At 35.9% G+C, this 18,661-nt stretch carries 15 protein-coding genes; 4 read left to right on the forward strand and 11 right to left on the reverse strand.

Annotated features, from left to right (window positions below):
* Positions 1 to 177: 177 nt before the first annotated feature.
* From LY28_RS09525 to rpsO, 7 genes are all read right to left on the reverse strand, one after another.
* A complete protein-coding gene (locus LY28_RS09525) occupies positions 178 to 396 on the reverse strand; it encodes a YlzJ-like family protein (protein ID WP_110461958.1) in 219 nt (72 codons plus the stop codon).
* Positions 393 to 1,130 (reverse strand): ClpP family protease, encoded by a 738-nt coding sequence (locus LY28_RS09530; RefSeq protein ID WP_133250187.1) that lies wholly within the window; start codon positions 1,128 to 1,130, stop codon positions 393 to 395. Before LY28_RS09530 ends, LY28_RS09525 begins: the two co-directional genes overlap by 4 nt.
* A gap of 375 nt (positions 1,131 to 1,505) precedes the next feature.
* On the reverse strand, positions 1,506 to 2,093 hold the full coding sequence (locus LY28_RS09535; protein WP_110461959.1) for a dipicolinate synthase subunit B: 588 nt from the start codon (positions 2,091 to 2,093) through the stop codon (positions 1,506 to 1,508).
* Positions 2,094 to 2,096: 3 nt separating this feature from the next.
* Complete coding sequence (gene dpsA, locus LY28_RS09540; protein ID WP_110461960.1) at positions 2,097 to 2,969, reverse strand: dipicolinate synthase subunit DpsA; 873 nt, start codon at positions 2,967 to 2,969, stop codon at positions 2,097 to 2,099.
* 181 nt (positions 2,970 to 3,150) lie between these two features.
* Positions 3,151 to 4,392 carry a M16 family metallopeptidase gene (locus LY28_RS09545; protein ID WP_110461961.1) on the reverse strand — a complete coding sequence of 414 codons (1,242 nt, stop codon included), beginning with the start codon at positions 4,390 to 4,392 and terminating at the stop codon, positions 3,151 to 3,153.
* 115 nt (positions 4,393 to 4,507) lie between these two features.
* Positions 4,508 to 6,604: a polyribonucleotide nucleotidyltransferase gene (locus tag LY28_RS09550; RefSeq protein ID WP_110461962.1), complete on the reverse strand. Its 2,097-nt coding sequence runs from the start codon at positions 6,602 to 6,604 to the stop codon at positions 4,508 to 4,510.
* Positions 6,605 to 6,914: 310 nt separating this feature from the next.
* Positions 6,915 to 7,178, reverse strand: a complete 264-nt coding sequence (gene rpsO, locus LY28_RS09555; protein ID WP_110461963.1) for a 30S ribosomal protein S15 — start codon at positions 7,176 to 7,178, stop codon at positions 6,915 to 6,917.
* 504 nt (positions 7,179 to 7,682) lie between these two features.
* Between rpsO and LY28_RS09560 the strand changes: the two genes are divergently transcribed.
* The 3 genes from LY28_RS09560 to LY28_RS09570 all read left to right on the forward strand — a co-directional run bounded on the left by LY28_RS09560 (position 7,683) and on the right by LY28_RS09570 (position 12,408).
* Entirely contained in the window at positions 7,683 to 8,648 is a 966-nt protein-coding gene (locus LY28_RS09560; RefSeq protein WP_110461964.1) for an AAA family ATPase, read from the forward strand.
* Positions 8,649 to 8,719: 71 nt separating this feature from the next.
* Positions 8,720 to 9,925: a DUF58 domain-containing protein gene (locus LY28_RS09565; protein ID WP_242981206.1), complete on the forward strand. Its 1,206-nt coding sequence runs from the start codon at positions 8,720 to 8,722 to the stop codon at positions 9,923 to 9,925.
* Between the two features lie 5 nt (positions 9,926 to 9,930).
* Positions 9,931 to 12,408 (forward strand): transglutaminase-like domain-containing protein, encoded by a 2,478-nt coding sequence (locus tag LY28_RS09570; RefSeq protein ID WP_110461965.1) that lies wholly within the window; start codon positions 9,931 to 9,933, stop codon positions 12,406 to 12,408.
* 44 nt (positions 12,409 to 12,452) lie between these two features.
* Here the strand turns inward: LY28_RS09570 and LY28_RS09575 are convergent, their stop codons facing one another.
* The 3 genes from LY28_RS09575 to LY28_RS09585 form a co-directional block, all read right to left on the reverse strand.
* A complete protein-coding gene (locus tag LY28_RS09575) occupies positions 12,453 to 14,354 on the reverse strand; it encodes a putative bifunctional diguanylate cyclase/phosphodiesterase (protein ID WP_110461966.1) in 1,902 nt (633 codons plus the stop codon).
* Between the two features lie 84 nt (positions 14,355 to 14,438).
* Positions 14,439 to 14,636 carry a hypothetical protein gene (locus LY28_RS09580; protein WP_110461967.1) on the reverse strand — a complete coding sequence of 66 codons (198 nt, stop codon included), beginning with the start codon at positions 14,634 to 14,636 and terminating at the stop codon, positions 14,439 to 14,441.
* A 19-nt stretch (positions 14,637 to 14,655) separates the two neighbouring features.
* Complete coding sequence (locus LY28_RS09585) at positions 14,656 to 15,165, reverse strand: YcxB family protein (protein ID WP_165835543.1); 510 nt, start codon at positions 15,163 to 15,165, stop codon at positions 14,656 to 14,658.
* A 339-nt stretch (positions 15,166 to 15,504) separates the two neighbouring features.
* On the opposite strand from LY28_RS09585, the gene LY28_RS09590 reads away from it, so the two are divergent.
* A complete protein-coding gene (locus LY28_RS09590; RefSeq protein ID WP_110461969.1) occupies positions 15,505 to 16,641 on the forward strand; it encodes an LCP family protein in 1,137 nt (378 codons plus the stop codon).
* Between the two features lie 108 nt (positions 16,642 to 16,749).
* Here the strand turns inward: LY28_RS09590 and abc-f are convergent, their stop codons facing one another.
* On the reverse strand, positions 16,750 to 18,426 hold the full coding sequence (gene abc-f / locus LY28_RS09595; protein ID WP_340162538.1) for a ribosomal protection-like ABC-F family protein: 1,677 nt from the start codon (positions 18,424 to 18,426) through the stop codon (positions 16,750 to 16,752).
* Positions 18,427 to 18,661: the final 235 nt, after the last annotated feature.

Consider the following 18,661-nt stretch of genomic DNA (forward strand, 5'->3'; position numbering starts at 1 on the left):
GGTAACCAAGCATATTTATACAAACGGAATAAATGTAAACCAATAAATATTTGTAAATAAATTACTGATTTTCCTATTTTATATTACCATTAATTTTTATACCTGTGAATTTTTTTCATACGATAATTTTGATAAGTATTTTATTTTTAAGAGCCGAATTTTTATTTAATTATGGATTTATCTCTGAATTAAGCATCCCGGCTGCAGCTTTGGATTTAAATAGTCCCTGGGGTTTGTGCTTAATATTCTTTCTATACGCAAGTCCGCGTTGTTTGTCTTGGAAACCTGAACCGAAACTCCGCCAATATCCATATTTGAATAGCTGATATTTGTATGCTCACCGTAGCCTTGATTTCCAAATACAACCTCTTTATCATAAATAGAATAAATAATCATTGAATCACTCCTCCCTGATTATCTTCAGCCTTCTTTGCGTCTATGAGCTCTCTCAGCTTTGCAATAGCGTCTGACAAGCCTCCAACAGCATCAATTAAGCCTGTTTGAACTGCTTCCTCACCAAATAAAACCACACCTACATCATTTGCCAGCTCGCCTGTTTTAAGCATGAGCTGTTTAAAGCTTTCCTTGGTAATTTTTGAATGCCCGCATACAAACTTAACAACCCGTTCTTGCATTTTATTAAAGTATTCATATGTTTGAGGAACTCCGATAACCATACCGTTAAGCCTGATAGGATGTATTGTCATCGTTGCAGAGCTTGCTATAAAAGAATAATCGGCTGAAACCGCCATTGGAACCCCTATGCTGTGACCACCGCCTAATACTATTGAGACTGACGGCTTTGACAGGCTCGCAATCATTTCCGATATTGCAAGTCCTGCTTCAACATCTCCTCCGACGGTATTGAGTACAAGCAGCAAGCCTTCAATCTGTTTGCTTTCTTCAATTGCAACAAGTTGAGGAATTACATGTTCATATTTTGTAGTTTTATTGTGAGGAGGCAGCAAAATATGTCCCTCAACCTGTCCAATTATGGATAGGCAATGTATATTACTTTCCTCTTGAGGCAAATTCGTGGTACCAAATTCTTTGATTTCCTGAATTTCATTATTTTGGTTTTCATTTTCTGAAGGCTTTGTATCAGGTGAAGCTTCTGTATTATTATTCAAAGTAGTTATACCTCTTTTATAAAGTTTAAATTTCTTATATGGACACAAGGAATAATGTAAAGTACTACATTATAATAGTATATATTTTTTATTAAAATAAATACGCGAATAAAAAATTATACACTCATGCAATACGTAATAACAGCATGTTGACATACTGTTATTTATTGAAATAGGAATCAATATTCCCGTATACTAAATTTCAAATAAAAACTTAACTTTTCATTTGAAATTTAGTATAAATAAAAGCTTATATCCGTTATTATCTATGATATTTATGATATCAATAAATAATAAGGTATAAGCTTCTGATGCGTTAGCCAGTATTTTTCTATATAGAGGCTTTCTAAACAAGAAATTTTAAAATTTAATAAGTTATGTCCTGCTGATAAGCATCGGCTGTATTTGAATGTTTTGCAATGCACTCTGGACAGAAAAAAGTATTTTATCAAAATCTGCAACCAGTGAAGTACATTTTTTTATTGGATCATCCTGACCAAACGGAACCATATATATATTTTTCATGTTAAGCAAAATTCCTAAATTTTTGGCATTTGCACTCAGCCCGTCATTTGTTGAAACAGCTATAACAACCGGCCTCATATTTCTAAGATGGGCTTTACATGCCATTGTAACCGGTCCATCTGTGATTGCATTTGCTATTTTGGCGATAGTATTTCCTGTGCATGGCGCAATTACCATTATATCCAACAGCCCCTTCGGGCCTATTGGCTCAGCATCAACAATTGTACTGACAGGATTTTTTCCCGTTATACCTATTAGATCTTTTTTTAAGTCCTCAGCCGTTCCAAATCTTGTATCAAATTTATCTACAGACTCAGATATAATAGGAAATACCTCTGCACCTTCCTTTACCAAAACCTCAATCTGCGGGATTGTTTTAGCAAAGGTGCAAAAAGAGCCTGTAATTGCAAAGCCTACTCTAACTCCCTCAAGTAACATTTGTTATACCCCCAACTCTTCGATAATATTGTAAGCGGTGTCCTTCATAAATTCTGCAGCTGTTACAGGAGCAACTTTACCCGGGAGTGAGAGCGCCCATATTGCTTTTAAGCCAAGTTCCTTAGCCTTTTCAAAATCGACTCCGCCCGGCTTAGAAGCTAAATCAATAATAAGGCAATTGGAATTCAGAGATTTTAACACTTCATTATTCAGTATAATGGATGGTATGGTATTAAATAAAACATTTATTGTTTTTACAGTATTAAACAGATTATTTAGCAAAACCGGCTTATATCCATAGTTTTTTATCCATGCCAAGTCAGAATATTTTCGTGCCTCTACATAAACATTTGCACCCATTCCTTGAAGTGTCTTGGCTAATGTTTTCCCAATTCTGCCGAAGCCAAGTATCAGCGCATTACTATTATGTAAAGTAATAGGCATTTCCTCCAAGGCTATCTGAATCGCTCCCTCTGACGTGGGTATGGCGTTTAAAACTGCCATTTCCTCTCTTTCCAGCATATCAACCGTATAAACATTATAAACCTGAGCCAGATGTCCGATTTTTTCACTTATTCTGCCGGCTATAAATAATTGATTTTTATTTATACATTTAAATACTTCGTTAATATAAATTTTTTCATTATGAAAAGGTGCATTTAGCAGCTCATTGTCATTTGAACATGGAATAGGACCGATTACAACATCACTGTCGTTGATTGCATCTGCTATAGTTTCACTTTGCTTCAGCTTTATTTCAAAGCCTGCATTACTAAAGCCATATATATTAACAGAGTTGCCTTCCGCAGCAATCAACTCAGCTAACTTGACATTTCTCAAATCTCCGCCTATAATGCTATATTTTTTTTCTCCCACGCAAAGTCCTCCTCATTAAATAATTGAATGTTATACTAATTATGACGACTAGTATATCTTATGTGCGGAGAGAATTCCAAGTGCCTGTACAAGGTTTTATATAATGAAAAAACAGCAGATAAAAAGAACTGCCCCTATCATAAAAACAGGGGCAGTTCAAATTTATGTGCCTTATAATTATTTAAAGAATTATTTCATTTTTCAGATTCCCCACCGCAGAGATACTCATTTTTTCATATTTAAAAATCTTTTCAATTATTTGGTATACATCATCTATCTTGATATTATCCATTTTTTCAATGACTTCCTCCGGTGTTTCAATCTTTCCAAGCATAAGCTCAGATTTTCCGATGCTGTTCATTCTGCTTCCGATGCTCTCCAGACCTAATATATAGCTGCCCTTCAATTGATCCTTTGACTTGTTCAGCTCATCTTGAGTTATACCGTTTTTAGTAAGAATATTAATTTCTTTTTTGGTAAGGTCAACTACTTTTTGCAGATATTCAGGGTTCATACCTGCATAAATCATAAAAAGACCGGCACCCATATATGTTGAAGGATACGAATATATTGAATATACCAGCCCCTTTTTCTCTCTTATATTTTGAAACAGCCGGGAACTCATTCCTCCGCCCAAAATATTATTAAGAGCAAGCAAAGGATAAATGCTGTCATCACCATGCCGGATTCCTTCAAAGCCCATGCATAGATGAATCTGCTCTGTTTCTTTTCTTCTGATATCCTTATCGATTTTATATTCTACAGGGGAATATTCCAAGTTAAAGCTGCCTTTATAATTCCAATCACCGAAATATTTTGTGATAATTTCTGTTAATTCCCTCTCATCAAAATTTCCGGCTACGGAAATAACGGTATTATATGGTGTATAATATTCCTTCATATACTGCTTAATCATCTTTTTGTTAAATTTGCTTATGCATTCCTGAGTCCCAAGTATAGGATACCCCAAGGAATTTCCATGCCAAACCATTTCAGAAAAAATATCATGCACCAATTCCTCAGGAGTATCCTCATACATGCTTATTTCCTCAATAACAACCTTTTTTTCAGTATTAATATCAGCAGCTTCAAATTTTGAATTAAAATACATATCAGTTAATACATCCAAAGCAATGTTAAGATGAGTATCAAGTGTCTTTGTATAATAGCAGGTACACTCTTTACCGGTAAAGGCGTTTATCTGGCCTCCGATAGCATCAATAGTTTCTGCAATTTCCTTTGCTGAACGATTTGCAGTACCCTTGAAAAGCATATGCTCTATAAAATGTGAAATACCATTGTTGTTTAAGTCCTCGCTCCTTGAACCGGTTCCAACCCATATCCCCACAGAAACAGATCTCACATATGGAATGTTTTCATATACAAGCCTTACCCCATTTTTTAACATAATCTTTTTGAACATTTAATCCTCCGCGGTGGTATTTAATCCTACAATATTATTTATTATACAGTAATATGGGCGTAAACAGCAGTTTACGCCCCAAAATAACATTTTATATGTCGATTATTTTGATGAATCAGCTGTTTTCTGACAAGGCATCCTTATGAGAAAGATTTATTCTTCCCTGCTTATCAATTTCCATTACCTTTACAAGAAGCTCATCGCCTACGCTTACAACATCCTCTACTTTATCAACTCTCTTTGTATCAAGCTTTGAAATATGCACAAGACCTTCCTTACCCGGAAGTATTTCAACAAAAGCACCGAAGGTTGTAACTCTGGCAACCTTGCCCATATAAATCTCACCGGGTTCAATATCCTTTGCTATGCCTTGAATTATTTTTAATGCTTTCTGTGCCGCAGCCGCATCCGGTGTAAGTATATATACCCTTCCGTCTTCTTCTATATCTATCTTGACTCCTGTTTCTGCAATTATCTTATTAATCATTTTTCCGCCAGGCCCAATTACATCTCTTATTTTATCAGGATTTATATATGTTGTTATAATTTTGGGAGCATACTCTGACAGCTCCTTTTTCGGAGCAGGAATAGCCTTCAGGATAACCTCGTTAATTATCTGCAAACGGCCCTTTTTTGTAAGCTCAAATGCCTGACGAATAATTTCATAGCTCAATCCGTCAACCTTTATATCCATCTGGATAGAGGTAATACCCTCTGTTGTTCCAGCCACCTTGAAATCCATATCGCCGAAGAAGTCTTCAATACCTTGTATATCCATAAATGTAACAAAATTATCAGGATTTTCTTCATCTGTAACCAATCCGGCAGATATACCTGCTACAGGTGCTTTAATAGGAACACCTGCATCCATTAATGCCAGAGTGCTTCCGCATACACTTCCCTGAGAAGTGGAGCCGTTCGACATTAATACTTCTGATACCAGTCTGAAGGCATACGGAAATTCCTTTTCGGAAGGTAAAACCGGAACAAGGGATCTTTCTGCAAGAGCACCATGACCTATTTCTCTTCTTCCGGGGCCTCTTGAGGTTTTAGCCTCACCCACACTATAGCCGGGGAAATTATAATGATGCATATATCTCTTTGTTTCTTCTGTGTCAATACCATCCATTTTCTGAACATCGCCCATGGCACCAAGAGTACAAGTAGTCAATACCTGTGTCTGGCCTCTCTGGAACAAGCCTGAGCCATGTGTACGAGGAAGCAGACTGACTTCGGCACTCAGAGGCCTGATTTCATCCAGACTTCTTCCGTCAACACGCTTTCTTTCCTTTAAAATATACTCACGAACAACTTTCTTTTCCAGCTTGTATATACACTCATTTATTTTAGCCTGCATATCAGGATATTCCTCTGCAAGAGCAGCTTGGACTTCCTCTGTCAATTCATTTACTTTTTGGTCTCTGTCCTGCTTATCCACAGCTAAAACTGCTGAACGCATTTTTTCGTATCCCAAAGCCTTCACAGCCGCAAATAAATCAGAGGGTACTTCTGCCGACTCATATGCAAACTTTGTTTTACCGATTTCCTTTACTATACTGTCTATAAAAGCACATATTTCTTTTATAACCTCATGGCCTTTTTTACATGCATCGAGCATTACATCATCAGGAACCATTTCTGCTCCAGCCTCTATCATAACAATCTTCTCTTTGGTTGCCGCAAGAGTAACATACATCTGACTCTTTTCACGCTGCTCCTCGTTCGGATTTATGATAACCTCACCGTCAACCAGCCCAAGAACAACTCCGGCTGTAGGCCCGTTAAAGGGTATATCCGATGTACTTAAGGCTATTGAAGCACCGATCATTGATGCCACCTCGGGTGAATTGTCCTGATCAACTGACATAACAGTACTGATGACCGTTACATCATTTCTCAAATCCTTTGGAAATAAAGGCCTTATCTGTCTGTCGATTACTCTCGAGGTTAAAATCGCCTTATCTGTCGGCTTTCCTTCCCTCTTTGTAAATCCTCCGGGAATTTTGCCTACTGAATATAAACGCTCCTCGTAGTCAACACTCAACGGGAAGAAATCAATACCGTCTCTTGGTTTTGACGATGCCGTCGCCGTACACATTACAGCTGTGTCTCCATACTTTACCAATGCTGCTCCATTAGCCAGCTGAGCCAGCTTTCCAGTTTCTACGGTAAGCGTTCTGCCGGCCAATTCCAAACTAAATGTTTTAAACATGTTACTCCTCCTATGTTTTAAAATAGTTATTATTTTCTATTACAAAACTATAGACATGTAGCATGTAGATTCTGCGTCAAATTCTAATTTGGCGCACAATCTACCTTCTACCGTCCATAGTCATATGACTTTAGGTTAATCTTAAAGTATCTGCCTTTCCTGTATAGAGACAAGAACTCTCTTGCAGCCATACTGCCGGCTAGTCATCCTTGGTACTAATAGTATTATTGCGATATTTTAAGAAACTTATTATTTAAAATTTCTACTAAATTAAAACAGGCAGACTAAAAGCCTGCCTATTTCAATAACATTATTTTCTTAGACCCAGCTTCTCGTTAATTGCACGATATCTTTCAATATCATTTTTCATAAGATAGTTCTGCAAGCCTCTTCTGGCACCAACCATCTTAAGAAGACCTCTTCTTGAGTGGTGATCCTTTTTGTGAGTTCTCAGGTGCTCATTAAGGTGATTGATTCTTTCAGTAAGAATTGCAATCTGAACCTCAGGTGAGCCTGTATCACCTTCATGCAGCTGGTACTTGTTAATAATTTCCTGTTTTAAATCCTTTGTCATTTCAAAATACCTCCAAATATAATAATTTTAATCGCCATAAACCAGGTAATTGGACGGAGAACCCAAAAACGTAGTTCATGGTTAAATGCATTTTGTACCTAGAGTATATTAGCACATTTTCTGCTTATTGTAAATAAATAGTTTTCAGCCGGCATACAGGAAGATACAGGGAAAAACTGCTTGCATATATGAAATATAGGTTTACGGCTGAAAATACCACATTTATTTCTACCGGAAATATATCCCAAGGTATGCTTGGGATAAAAAACAGAGGACAATAAATTACAGTATTGAATTATTTTGCACCTTGCAGGGTTTGTTTTTTCGCTGCCCGCAATACAATTGCATTTTATTGTTTTTTTGTAAAATTATTTGTAAAAGTTGTATAATTATGTGGTACAAATAAAGATTGTTTATTATAATTATCATATATTAATTTTAAAATATTTAACAGCTTATAAGAAAAGTCGCAATCAATTAATAAGTTATAATTCGGAGGTTATTATGAATGATAATTCAGTCCTTTTAAAAAAAATTTGCGATAACATTGAGAAAGTCATTGTAGGAAAAAGAAATGCAATTGAGCTGGCTGTGATTGCACTTATTTGCAATGGCCATGTCCTTTTAGAGGATGTTCCCGGAGTCGGTAAAACCAGCTTGGTTTCCGCACTGGCAAAGTCTGTTTCCGCATCCTTTTCAAGGATTCAATTTACCCCCGATGTTCTTCCTTCCGATATCACAGGCTTTTCTATCTATAATCAGAAAACATGTGAATTTGAATACAGACCGGGAAGTGCCATGTGCCAGATATTGCTGGCAGATGAAATAAACAGGACCTCTCCCAAAACCCAGTCAAGCTTGCTGGAAATAATGGAAGAAAAGCAAGTGACAGTTGACGGAATTACATATAAGCTTCCAAAGCCCTTCATGGTTTTGGCAACTCAGAATCCAATAGACTATATAGGTACCTATCCCCTTCCGGAAGCTCAGATGGACCGTTTTTTTATAAAGATATCATTAGGGTATCCCGAGTCAGGTGAGGAAGTATACATACTTTCAAGATTTCTTCAGGAAAATCCTTTGGAAACACTAGAGCCGGTCGCTGACAGCTCGGATATCATAGCTGTTCAGAATGAAGTCAGGCAGGTACACATAGACAATACCCTGAAAAACTATATTGTGGAGATAGTCAATCTGACAAGGAGGAATGAATTCATAGCCTTGGGCTCAAGTCCCAGAGGCTCTCTTGCAGTCTGCCGCGCAGCACAGGCTTGGGCATATTACAGCGGAAGAAACTATGTCCTTCCCGAGGATGTAAAAAAAATGCTGCTTCCTACACTTTGCCACAGGATTTTATTGAAGCAGGAAGCAAAATTAAAGAAAATTTCAGCACTGGATATACTAGCCTCAATTATAGACAAGGTTTATATACCCTTGTCAGATACATTTAAAAAGGCTCAGACGGATTGATATCAAAACTAAGCGAGGGAGATGCCGAGCTTATCCGGTATTATTTAATTTTTACTGGATGCGGTTTAGCCATGATTATGAAAAAAAATAGAATTACCTTCATATTATTAATTTTTTTATCAATAATTTTTAAATATAATTTCGGCGGATTTGTTTCCTCTTTCTTTTTTAATACTATGATAACGCTGCTTTTTGTTTCAACCGGATATACTGTTTATGTTTATATAAGATTTAAGTTCGTTCAGGATATTGAAAAACGAATTATCGTCAAGGGTGAAAGTGTAAGGCTTATTATAAAGCTTTGCAATGAGGATTTTTTAATTTTCCCGTATGTGTTTGTGTCCTTCTTCGGCTCGCATTCACTGTTTAATGCAGACAGCTATTCCCAAAGCCTTACTATTACCCCGTTTTCAAAAAAGGAATTTGCTTTTGATATGGTGTGCAAGTATAGAGGCCAATACGAAATCGGTATAAGTGATATTTACATAGAGGACTTTTTAGGTCTTATCCGTTTGAAGTATAAAATCCCTGAAACAAAAAAAATTATCGTTTATCCCAAAATTGAGTATCTTGACAGCTTTGATATATTTACAAACAGCTGCGCCGATTCTCAGACCTTTTCGCAGGGTATGCTTGAGGATATAAACAATATTAAGGACCTTCGTAACTATACCTACGGAGACAGTCTCAGAAAAATCCACTGGAAGCAAACTGCAAAAAACGGCAGCCTTATGATAAAAAATTACCAGAGCACTACCGACGTAAATGTAAATATACTGCTGGATTTAAGACGCAACAGGTATTCGGACGAAATTAATACCATTATAGAAGACAAGCTCATTGAAGCAGTAATTGCAGTTGTACATTATTACTTGTATAAAAATATCTCTGTAAGCTATATGTGCTTCGATGAAAGAATGGACATCATTAAAGCATCAAATCAGGCGGAGTTTGACTATATATATAAAACCTTGTCTTCAATAAGCTTCCGCCAGCAGGTATCCCTTGCCGATATTGTAAAGCTGCATTATGAGAACCGGAGCAGTTCGGAGGATATGATTATATTTACAGGTATTTTAGATATTGAGCTTTACAATGAAATTTATAATGCTCAAATTTCAAATCACACTATATGCCTTGTTTATATTTCGCCAAAGCTAGTTACTGACGAAAAAGACAATATTGTCGATGATATTTTGGACAATTTGCCTGAGATTGGTGTGAAAGCATATACTATCAACCCAAATGACAATTTAAAGACGGTGCTTGGAGGTTAAAAATTATGTCGCATGAAAACAGGATCAGCAAATCAGCATATTTATTTCTTGTAATGCTTATGTCATCCGGAATTTGCCAGACCTTATATACATCACTTTTTATGACAGCTGATTTGAGCGGTACTGTTTTTATTGCCGTTATCCTGTTTACCTTACTGTATTTTGTGATATTCAGAAATAAAATTACTACGCTTGCAGCCTCTCTGGTTTTATTTGCTGCCTCTGCCGCAGGAGCACTGTATTTGATTTTTATTATCGGAATAACTGATATGGGAAATTGGTTGAATAATTTTTACAATTGGTTTATTAATGTCTGCAATGGCTATACTGACGAAACCTCTCCCCTTTATGCCAATTTGATTTTACTGCTTCTTGTTTCTTTTGTCACTCTGCTTGTTTTCATTTTTTCTATAAAAGCATATAATTTTTATGTCCTTACATGTATGATGTTTTGCGTGTTTTTTGTCCAGTTACAATTCGAGGTTTTTGTAAGCGACATATCATTTATTCTTTCTCTCTTTTCATTTTTACTGTATTACTTTTTTCATATATTAAAAAGAAGAAGCAAGGAATCAACTTATGTTATTGAAAATAAGCTCATGTATCTTGTGTGTATTCTTCCTGTCTGCATTTTAGTCATAGCCTTCAGCCTTTCTCTTCCTGTCGGCAGCAACAGAATCGAAATATCCTGGCTGGACGAAAAGTTTGATAATGCAGCTAATTATTTTTTTGAAAAAGACAGGGCTGACTTTGATTATTTTTCAATTGAAGCAACAGGCTTCGGAAATAACAGCCGATTAGGAGGAAATATAAAGCTGAATAAAGCTCATGTTATGAATGTAAAATCAGAATCTTCAAAATTATATCTCAAGGCTTCTTCAAAGGCATTTTACAACGGTCACGGCTGGTATGACAATAATGAACAATTGACACAGCTCGGAACCTCCCGGAACAACTACACAATTCAATTAAATCAAGATGCCGAAGAATTTTGCGACGGGATATTTATCGAGACAGGCTCACTGGATAATGATGAAATTTTCAAGCCTGTTAAAACGGAAATAGAGTTTGAAAATATAAAAACCAAATCCATATTTGTACCGTTAAAAACAAATGCAATTACCTTCAGAAACTTTCAGACCCTGTTCTCCGACAATGAACAAATGATATCTTCAAGCGGCAAGCAAAGCAGAGGCTTTATATATACAGCAGAATACAATAATTTAATGCTGAACAGCGACAAGCTTAAATCAATATTAAGAAAAAGCTATAAAGGGTATTTCTCAAACCTCCTTGAAAAATATTATGCTGGAGAAAGCCCCTCTTTTGTTCTGAATATGTCCGGCTTAGTAAAGATTCCATATACAGACAGAACCTCAAAACTGTTTAATGAAAGAATTATATCAAATAAAGAAATGAAGGATTTTATCTCAAGAACTTATAATATATACGAAAGATACACTCAGCTGCCGGAGGAAGTAACTCCTCGGGTAAGACAGCTTGCACAGAACCTGACAAAAACTGAATATAACAATTATGACAAGGCCAAGGCAGTGGAATCATATCTTTCAAGCAATTTCCCCTATACCTTGTCACCCGGCAGGCCTCCAATAGATAAGGATTTTGTTGACTACTTCCTTTTTGAGGGTAAAAAAGGATACTGTACATACTATGCAACAGCTATGACAGTACTTCTCAGATGTATAGACATTCCCGCCCGCTTTGTTGAAGGCTATGTCATGCCGCCCAAAGCAGATAACGGAATTTTCAAGGTTACAAATGAACAGGCTCATGCATGGGTTGAAGTCTACCTTGAAGGGTTTGGCTGGATTCCGTTTGAACCGACAGCCTCCTTTACGGGGAAAATGTATTACGATACTACCATTACCTCCCAAGCCTTTGAAGACAAAATGCCGGATTCAGGCTACAGCAGCTATCTTGATTATCTGGAAATGCTGGAAAAGAACAAGAATAAAGCAGGTGCAGGCTATGACGGAAATATTTCCGACCTCTCAGAAGAAAATGAAGCAGGCAATGTTTTTCTTGTAATAATTATTATATTAACATCCCTTGGCATGTTTTTACTTGCTTTTATATTATTAATCATCATAAATACAGTTAAGCACAATTTTGCTATTCGGAAAATAAGGAGGCTTGAGCCAAACAAATCTGTTCTTGAGGGATACAGCTATATTCTGAAAGTATTGCATACCCGGAATATTTTTTATGAGCCTGGAGAAACACCTGCCCAATTCGGAAAAAGGATTGAAAAAACTTTTGACTTTAAGGGCTACTCTCTTAACAAGACTGATTTTACAAGGATAACGAGCCATTATATTAATGCAAGATACAGCAAAGTATTATTGAAGGTTAATGACAGGGAGGATATGCTTTATTTTATAAATGTACTGCTGGATATGACCGCAGATCAGGCAGGAAGGTTCAAATCCATTATGTCCAGATATATTTTGGGTAAATTCTAAGTGTAACCGGCATTATTAAAGCTTCTTTAATTGTGAATATTTATTCATATTGCTTCTCCTATTGACTCCCCTAAAAGCTCTTGTCTGGATTCAACGGTATTTTCCTTTGAATTTCCCGAGGTCAATTGAAAAAGCAGCTTATTCAGATCATCGTCATTAAGAGGCTTTCCCCATATATATCCTTGTATACAGTCACACCTCTGCTCCTTTAAATAATCCAGCTGTATACTGTTTTCTACACCTTCCGCAACAACCGAAATATCCAGCTGATGAACTAACGAAATAATAGGCCCTACAATATGCTTTTCCAGCCCCTTGCCAACAATGCTGTCAATAAATACCTTGTCTATTTTCAGCGTATCAATAGGAAGCAGCTGCAAATAACTAAGAGATGAATAGCCCGTTCCAAAATCATCCAATGCAATATTAATTCCCATATCCTTCAATTCATTCAGAACACCTATAACATATTCCATAGACGATATAAAAATTGATTCGGTAATTTCAATTTCCAAATTATACGGGTGGACACCTGTTTCTTCAAGAACTCCTTTAATCATTTGAACAAATGAAGGCTCCATTATCTGCACCGCTGAAATATTTACGGATAATATTGCATTAAAATTATACTTATCCTGCAGCTTCTTAAATTTTGCACAGGCTGTTTTCAAAATCCATTTTCCCATATAATTTATGAATTTTGTCTCCTCGGCAACAGGTATAAATTGAACAGGACTGACAAACCCCAACTCGGGAGAATTCCATCTTATTAAAGTTTCAAAGCCTCTCAGCTGCTTTGTATCCGAACAGTATTGAGGCTGATATACAAGATACAGCTCGTTATTTTCGATTGACGCCAGCAATCTTTTTTCAAGCTCCATCCGCATGTATATTTTGTCTTTCATCTCTTTATTGAAGAACTGGACTCCGTTTTTCCCGTCTTCCTTTACCTTGTACATTGCGGTATCCGAACATTTAAGCAAGTCCGTGGAATTGTCCCCGTCTCTCGGGTATACCGAAATTCCAAAGCTTGCACTTATAGTCAGTTCTGTATTTTCAATATAAAATTTATGTAAAATTTCTTTCCTCAAGCTTTCAATGTATTCTAAAATCTCGTCCTCTTCCAGCTGTCTCTGAATTATTAATGCAAATTCATCTCCGCCTAAACGCCCCAGCATGTCATCAGTATGTATAACCGCCTTTAGTCTCAGTGCAACATCCTGCAGCAGCAGATCTCCCGCGTGATGGCCCATTGAATCGTTTATTCTCTTAAAATTGTCCAAGTCAATAAAAATCATTGCAAATTTCATTTTCTTTTCCAATGACAAGGTAATCAGAATATCTAATCTGTTAATAATCATTTTGCGGTTGGGAAGCTCGGTTAAAACATCAAAAAAGGCCAGATAGTTTAATTTCTCCTCGTTTTCCTTCATATCCTGATTGTATTCAAGCAGCTGCTTATTCTGATTGAACAATTCGCCTTCAGTAACGGCAAGCTCCTCATACAACGTAACTAACTCTTCTTTTTGCTCCTTTATCTCCTCATATTTCTGATTCAGACGTTTACTGAAAAAATAAATAATAGTTATTGTTATGATAGTACATATCGGAAGTATCATTCCCGGTGCAGATCGTACATTGCCTCTGGAAAATACATTTACAGCAACCAGAAGAAATTGGATGACATTTATGGAAACACCGATTATATATCCGTTTTTCACGGCACTTACCACCAAATATACCGAAATCATAACCTGAAACTGAGCAAGGATACCTGTGACTGTATCTGATGTGGTACGGATCTCTATGACTATAATAAATAAATATATAATTAAACACAAGATACATGTTACAATTTTAAAATACGACATATATTTGCTTTCAAAGAGATGTTCCTTTTTTTCAAAATAACGATTTAAAAAATTGTCATCTGTCCTATTCGGCATATCCTAATCCCCCATAGATGTACTAAATATCCTTTATTTTACCATAGTATGCCATTAAAAGAAATAGTTATTTTACAAAATATATTAAACTTCCCTATCAGTTTCTAATTTTCTCTCATTTTGCCTGCGCTTTTTCTTGTTTTTTAATTCATTTTCTTGCACTCTGGTTCTGGGATTAATAACCCAGCTTCTCCTGATTTCCTTCATCAAATCTGTCATCTTACGCTTTTTCACCATATCAGTAAGCTCCTGAACTTCTTCTGTAATAAAAAAATCATTCAATACATAATTCTTCAAATTATTACATTTTATTCAATTTTTTTATTTTACTTGAAAATAATTTTTCTATTTGTTCAACCTCGGAAAAATTATTAAAACACCTCTTTGGGAAAATGTAATATATCATTTTAAAATCTGACAAAACAAATGTCTGGGGCGTTTCATAAAACCCCATAAATTTATTCCATTCAAAAATTTTTGTATCACTTTGATTAACAAGCTGTATCCCCTCGTCGGAAAAAATATAAGTATTCTCTTTTCTTTTCCTGTAATAATCCAAATAACTGCTGACCGGCCTTTTATATAAAATGGTATAGAGCAATACTGTCAACAGTAAGCAGACTGTTAATAATATTAAAAAATAATTATTAAATCCATTATTTATACCATAAATAATATTACCAATTATTATTATAATAGCAACAGGGAATATATTCCAGCTTTTTTTTACATAATTGATAATATAATATACTGCTTTTTTAACATCCTCGTCATTGCACAAAACCTTGACCTTTATCTGAGTATCTGACATATATTCACTCCTGATACAGCTATTTATTTTAAAATTTTTATAGTGCAACGGTGGCATCAAATCCATTATATACTAATTTCTGCTAACCAGCAACTTTATGTGTAACAATGTTTTTATTATTCACAGGCATGAAAATACAATTTCTGAGCATCTATAATAATAAGTATTATTATTTAGCCAATTATGATTTGAAAGCCCCTTATATTGTTTTTCAGGTAAATATTGCATTTAGGCCGGCTTTCCGACCTATAGCAGCTGATTTTTGTTTAAAATTAAATAGTTTACATATTACTAAACCTATAGTATATTGAATATAGATCGGAATAAGGAGTATTATTAATGAAGTCGGTAAAATTAATCTTTTTGTGCAGTTTTATAAGCGGTATTATTTTATTTTTTACAGGCATATTTTTTATGGCAGATATAAGGACAGCTTCTCCGGACAATCAGCAAACTCTTCCAACCCCATCAGGCAATACGACAGATACAGGCTTAAAGGATACTATCGACAGTTATGCCGGTAAGGATCCGATAAATTTTTTAGTGCTTATCAAAGAAGCCTCCGGTTTGAATACGGATACCATTATTATTGCCAACTATAATCCAGAAACAAAGCAAATAAGCCTATTAACAGTTCCCAGAGATACAAAGCCCAGCGGTAACGCATCCTATAAAATAAACTCCTTTTATTATTTAGGTTTAAAAAAATATGAAAATAAAAAAGAGCTTTCCCAGTATGAGGCAAAGCATAAAGCAACAGAATATACAGCTCAATCTATCAGCAATTTAACCGGTATATCCATAGATTACTACATTTATCTTGAGATAGATACAATAAAGGAAATTGTAGACCGATTAGGCGGAGTATACTTTGATATTCCGGCAGACCTGAAATACACCGATCCTACACAAAAGCTGTATATTAATTTAAAAAAGGGATATCAATTGCTTGACGGAGATAAAACAGAGCAATTTTTACGTTTCAGAAAGTCAAATTCACGTGCATCCTCTGAATGGAAAAAATATTACGATGGCTCTGATTTAAAAAGAACTGAAATGCAAATTAAATTCGTAAATGAGTTAATAAAGCAGAAGGTTAATTTATTGCAATTGCCAAAGCTTATTCCCATAATTAACTACGCCTTTGATAACGTAATAACAAATGTTTCTCTTTCAGATACGCTATCTCTGGTTAATGCCTTTACAGAATCGTCCAGACCTGAAATGAATACCTTTAAGCTATATGGTGTAGACAAAAGGATTGATAATATTGATTATTTTATCTATATAAATAAGGTGGAGAATACTAAGACAAACAAGGTTATTAACTCAAAGGAAGTATTTGACACCTATTTTGCATCGAAATCATATCTGGTAATTCCTGACAAGAACAAAAGCTACGATTTTGAATCTATTTTAAATAATCCGTCAAATTCAGAAACCGATACTTATGGAGATAATGCAGATAAGCCGTAAAATACTGCCGCATATATTCCAACCAACAATATGCACAGGTTGCCGTCGCGTTTACCGGCACCTGCGCATATTGCAGTTATATGGGTAACAGGGCTTTCTTATGGCAGGCTACAGCCCTCTAAGCTTTGCAAGCAGCTCCTGATATTCATTTTCAAGCCTTTCGTTATTTTTATCAGATTTTGATAACCTTGCCAGTACCTCGGTAATGCGCATCTGCAGCAAAAGCTTTTGCGTTTTAGTATTTTCCTGCCTTTTGGACATATTATTTTCATAGTCCCTTAATTTACCGTCAAACTCAATTATATGATTATTCTGAATTATAAGCAGCCTTTGCGCTATTGCGTTTACAAAGCCTCTGTCGTGTGAGACAAACAAAACAGTTCCCTCATATTCCGAAAGTATATCCTGCAAGGCTTCAATTGACCTCATATCAAGATAATTTGTAGGTTCATCAAGTATCAGAATATTTGCATTTGAAACAATGAGCTTTGCGAAGCTGACCTTTATTCTCTCTCCTCCGCTTAATACCCCGACTTTTTTATATACATTATCACCGGTTAAAAGCAGCCTTGCCAGTACTGTTCTTACAGTAGTTTCATCTTGTATGCTTTCCTCGATGGCATTTTCAAGAACTGTTTTTGAAGCATTCAGATTCTCCAGCCCTTGACAAAAGTATCCTATTTCAGCCTTTGGGACAATATTAATCCCGTCTGAATTTTCCTCTGCATTAAAAGCATTTGTTTTTTTCTCAAAAAAGCAGGAATAAATCCGGTTTAGCAAGGTGGTCTTGCCTGAACCGTTTTCTCCTATAATTGCCTGCTTTTTGCCATTATAAACATTAAAAGCAGCCTTATTATATAATTTTTTATCCCCATAGCCAAAGCTGAAATTATTACCGGAAATTATTATATTATTTTTCGGAGGATTTGTAAGTGAGAAATCAAGCCGGATACTTGGAGGTGTCATGGGCTTTTCCTTGACTTCCAGCTTGTTCAGCCTTCCCTCTGCTGCCTTTGTCGCACCGTGTATTTTTTCCTGCATCTCATTGGAATGGCGCCGGTGCAATCTTGCTTCAGAATTGCCCATCCTCGCAGGAGCTTTTTTGATTGCTTCAGCACGTGCCTTACGGTTTATTACAGCCTCTTCAAGATGCCTTTTCTCACTAATGTAGCTTTCATACTCGAATAATTCTCTGTTAATAATTTGCTGTCTTCTCTGCTCATAAAAGGAATAGTTTCCTTCAAAGCCCGTTATTTCTCCGTCAGCCACCTCTATTATTTTGTTGCATGTGCTGTCAAGAAGCTCTCTGTCATGGCTTATAAGCACAAGTGTTTCAGCCGCCAGAAGCTTTTTCCTTAAGATTTCTATTCCTTTCAAATCAAGATTTGCAGTGGGTTCATCCGCAAACAGCAGCAAGGTGTTCCTGCTGAGAGCAGCCGCTATTTTCAATCTGGTATGCTCTCCGCCGCTGACAATCAGCTTATTGACCTTATCCCGGACGTTAAATTCGCTCAAAGCCTTGTCGTCTGCCTCAAGTCCTGTATCCGGCATTTGCTTTATATATGCTATCTCACAGAATCTTTTTACTATACCCTCATCCGGAAGCTGTTCCCCGGCCAGAATATTCAGCAGAGTGGTTTTACCTGCACCATTACGTCCAACAACACCTATTTTGTCACCTTTTTTAATTTGAAGCTTCTCAAAAGATAAAATTTCCCTGTCACCAAAATTCATTTTAATATTTACAGCCTCTAAAATAAGCATAAAAAAATCTCTAATAAGCATAAAAAAATCTCTCCTTTTATTAGCCGGAAAGATTAAATAACAACTTTATAAAAACCTAGCCAGTCTGAAGCAAAAATACTTTCACAAAAAGCATCGGCATATCTTTAGATACTGCCGCTTTTCAGCAGAAATAAACTTTTTATCAGACTATATATGTGTTATTAACTAATCCAGCAGAAATAAGGGCATACTGCCCAAAATAAATCCCATTTGATTTGTAAGCTGAATCAGTCAA

Origin of the sequence: Ruminiclostridium sufflavum DSM 19573 (assembly GCF_003208175.1) — a bacterium.
Classification (GTDB): domain Bacteria; phylum Bacillota; class Clostridia; order Acetivibrionales; family DSM-1351; genus Ruminiclostridium; species Ruminiclostridium sufflavum.

Coding starts and splice junctions, on each gene's coding strand:
- LY28_RS09525 (WP_110461958.1), bottom strand. CDS start 396: ATGATTATTTATTCTATTTATGATAAAGAGGTTGTATTTGGAAATCAA.
- LY28_RS09535 (WP_110461959.1), bottom strand. CDS start 2,093: ATGTTACTTGAGGGAGTTAGAGTAGGCTTTGCAATTACAGGCTCTTTT.
- LY28_RS09545 (WP_110461961.1), bottom strand. CDS start 4,392: ATGTTCAAAAAGATTATGTTAAAAAATGGGGTAAGGCTTGTATATGAA.
- LY28_RS09550 (WP_110461962.1), bottom strand. CDS start 6,604: ATGTTTAAAACATTTAGTTTGGAATTGGCCGGCAGAACGCTTACCGTA.
- rpsO (WP_110461963.1), bottom strand. CDS start 7,178: ATGACAAAGGATTTAAAACAGGAAATTATTAACAAGTACCAGCTGCAT.
- LY28_RS09560 (WP_110461964.1), top strand. CDS start 7,683: ATGAATGATAATTCAGTCCTTTTAAAAAAAATTTGCGATAACATTGAG.
- LY28_RS09565 (WP_242981206.1), top strand. CDS start 8,720: ATGATTATGAAAAAAAATAGAATTACCTTCATATTATTAATTTTTTTA.
- LY28_RS09570 (WP_110461965.1), top strand. CDS start 9,931: ATGTCGCATGAAAACAGGATCAGCAAATCAGCATATTTATTTCTTGTA.
- LY28_RS09575 (WP_110461966.1), bottom strand. CDS start 14,354: ATGCCGAATAGGACAGATGACAATTTTTTAAATCGTTATTTTGAAAAA.
- LY28_RS09585 (WP_165835543.1), bottom strand. CDS start 15,165: ATGTCAGATACTCAGATAAAGGTCAAGGTTTTGTGCAATGACGAGGAT.
- LY28_RS09590 (WP_110461969.1), top strand. CDS start 15,505: ATGAAGTCGGTAAAATTAATCTTTTTGTGCAGTTTTATAAGCGGTATT.
- abc-f (WP_340162538.1), bottom strand. CDS start 18,426: ATGCTTATTAGAGATTTTTTTATGCTTATTTTAGAGGCTGTAAATATT.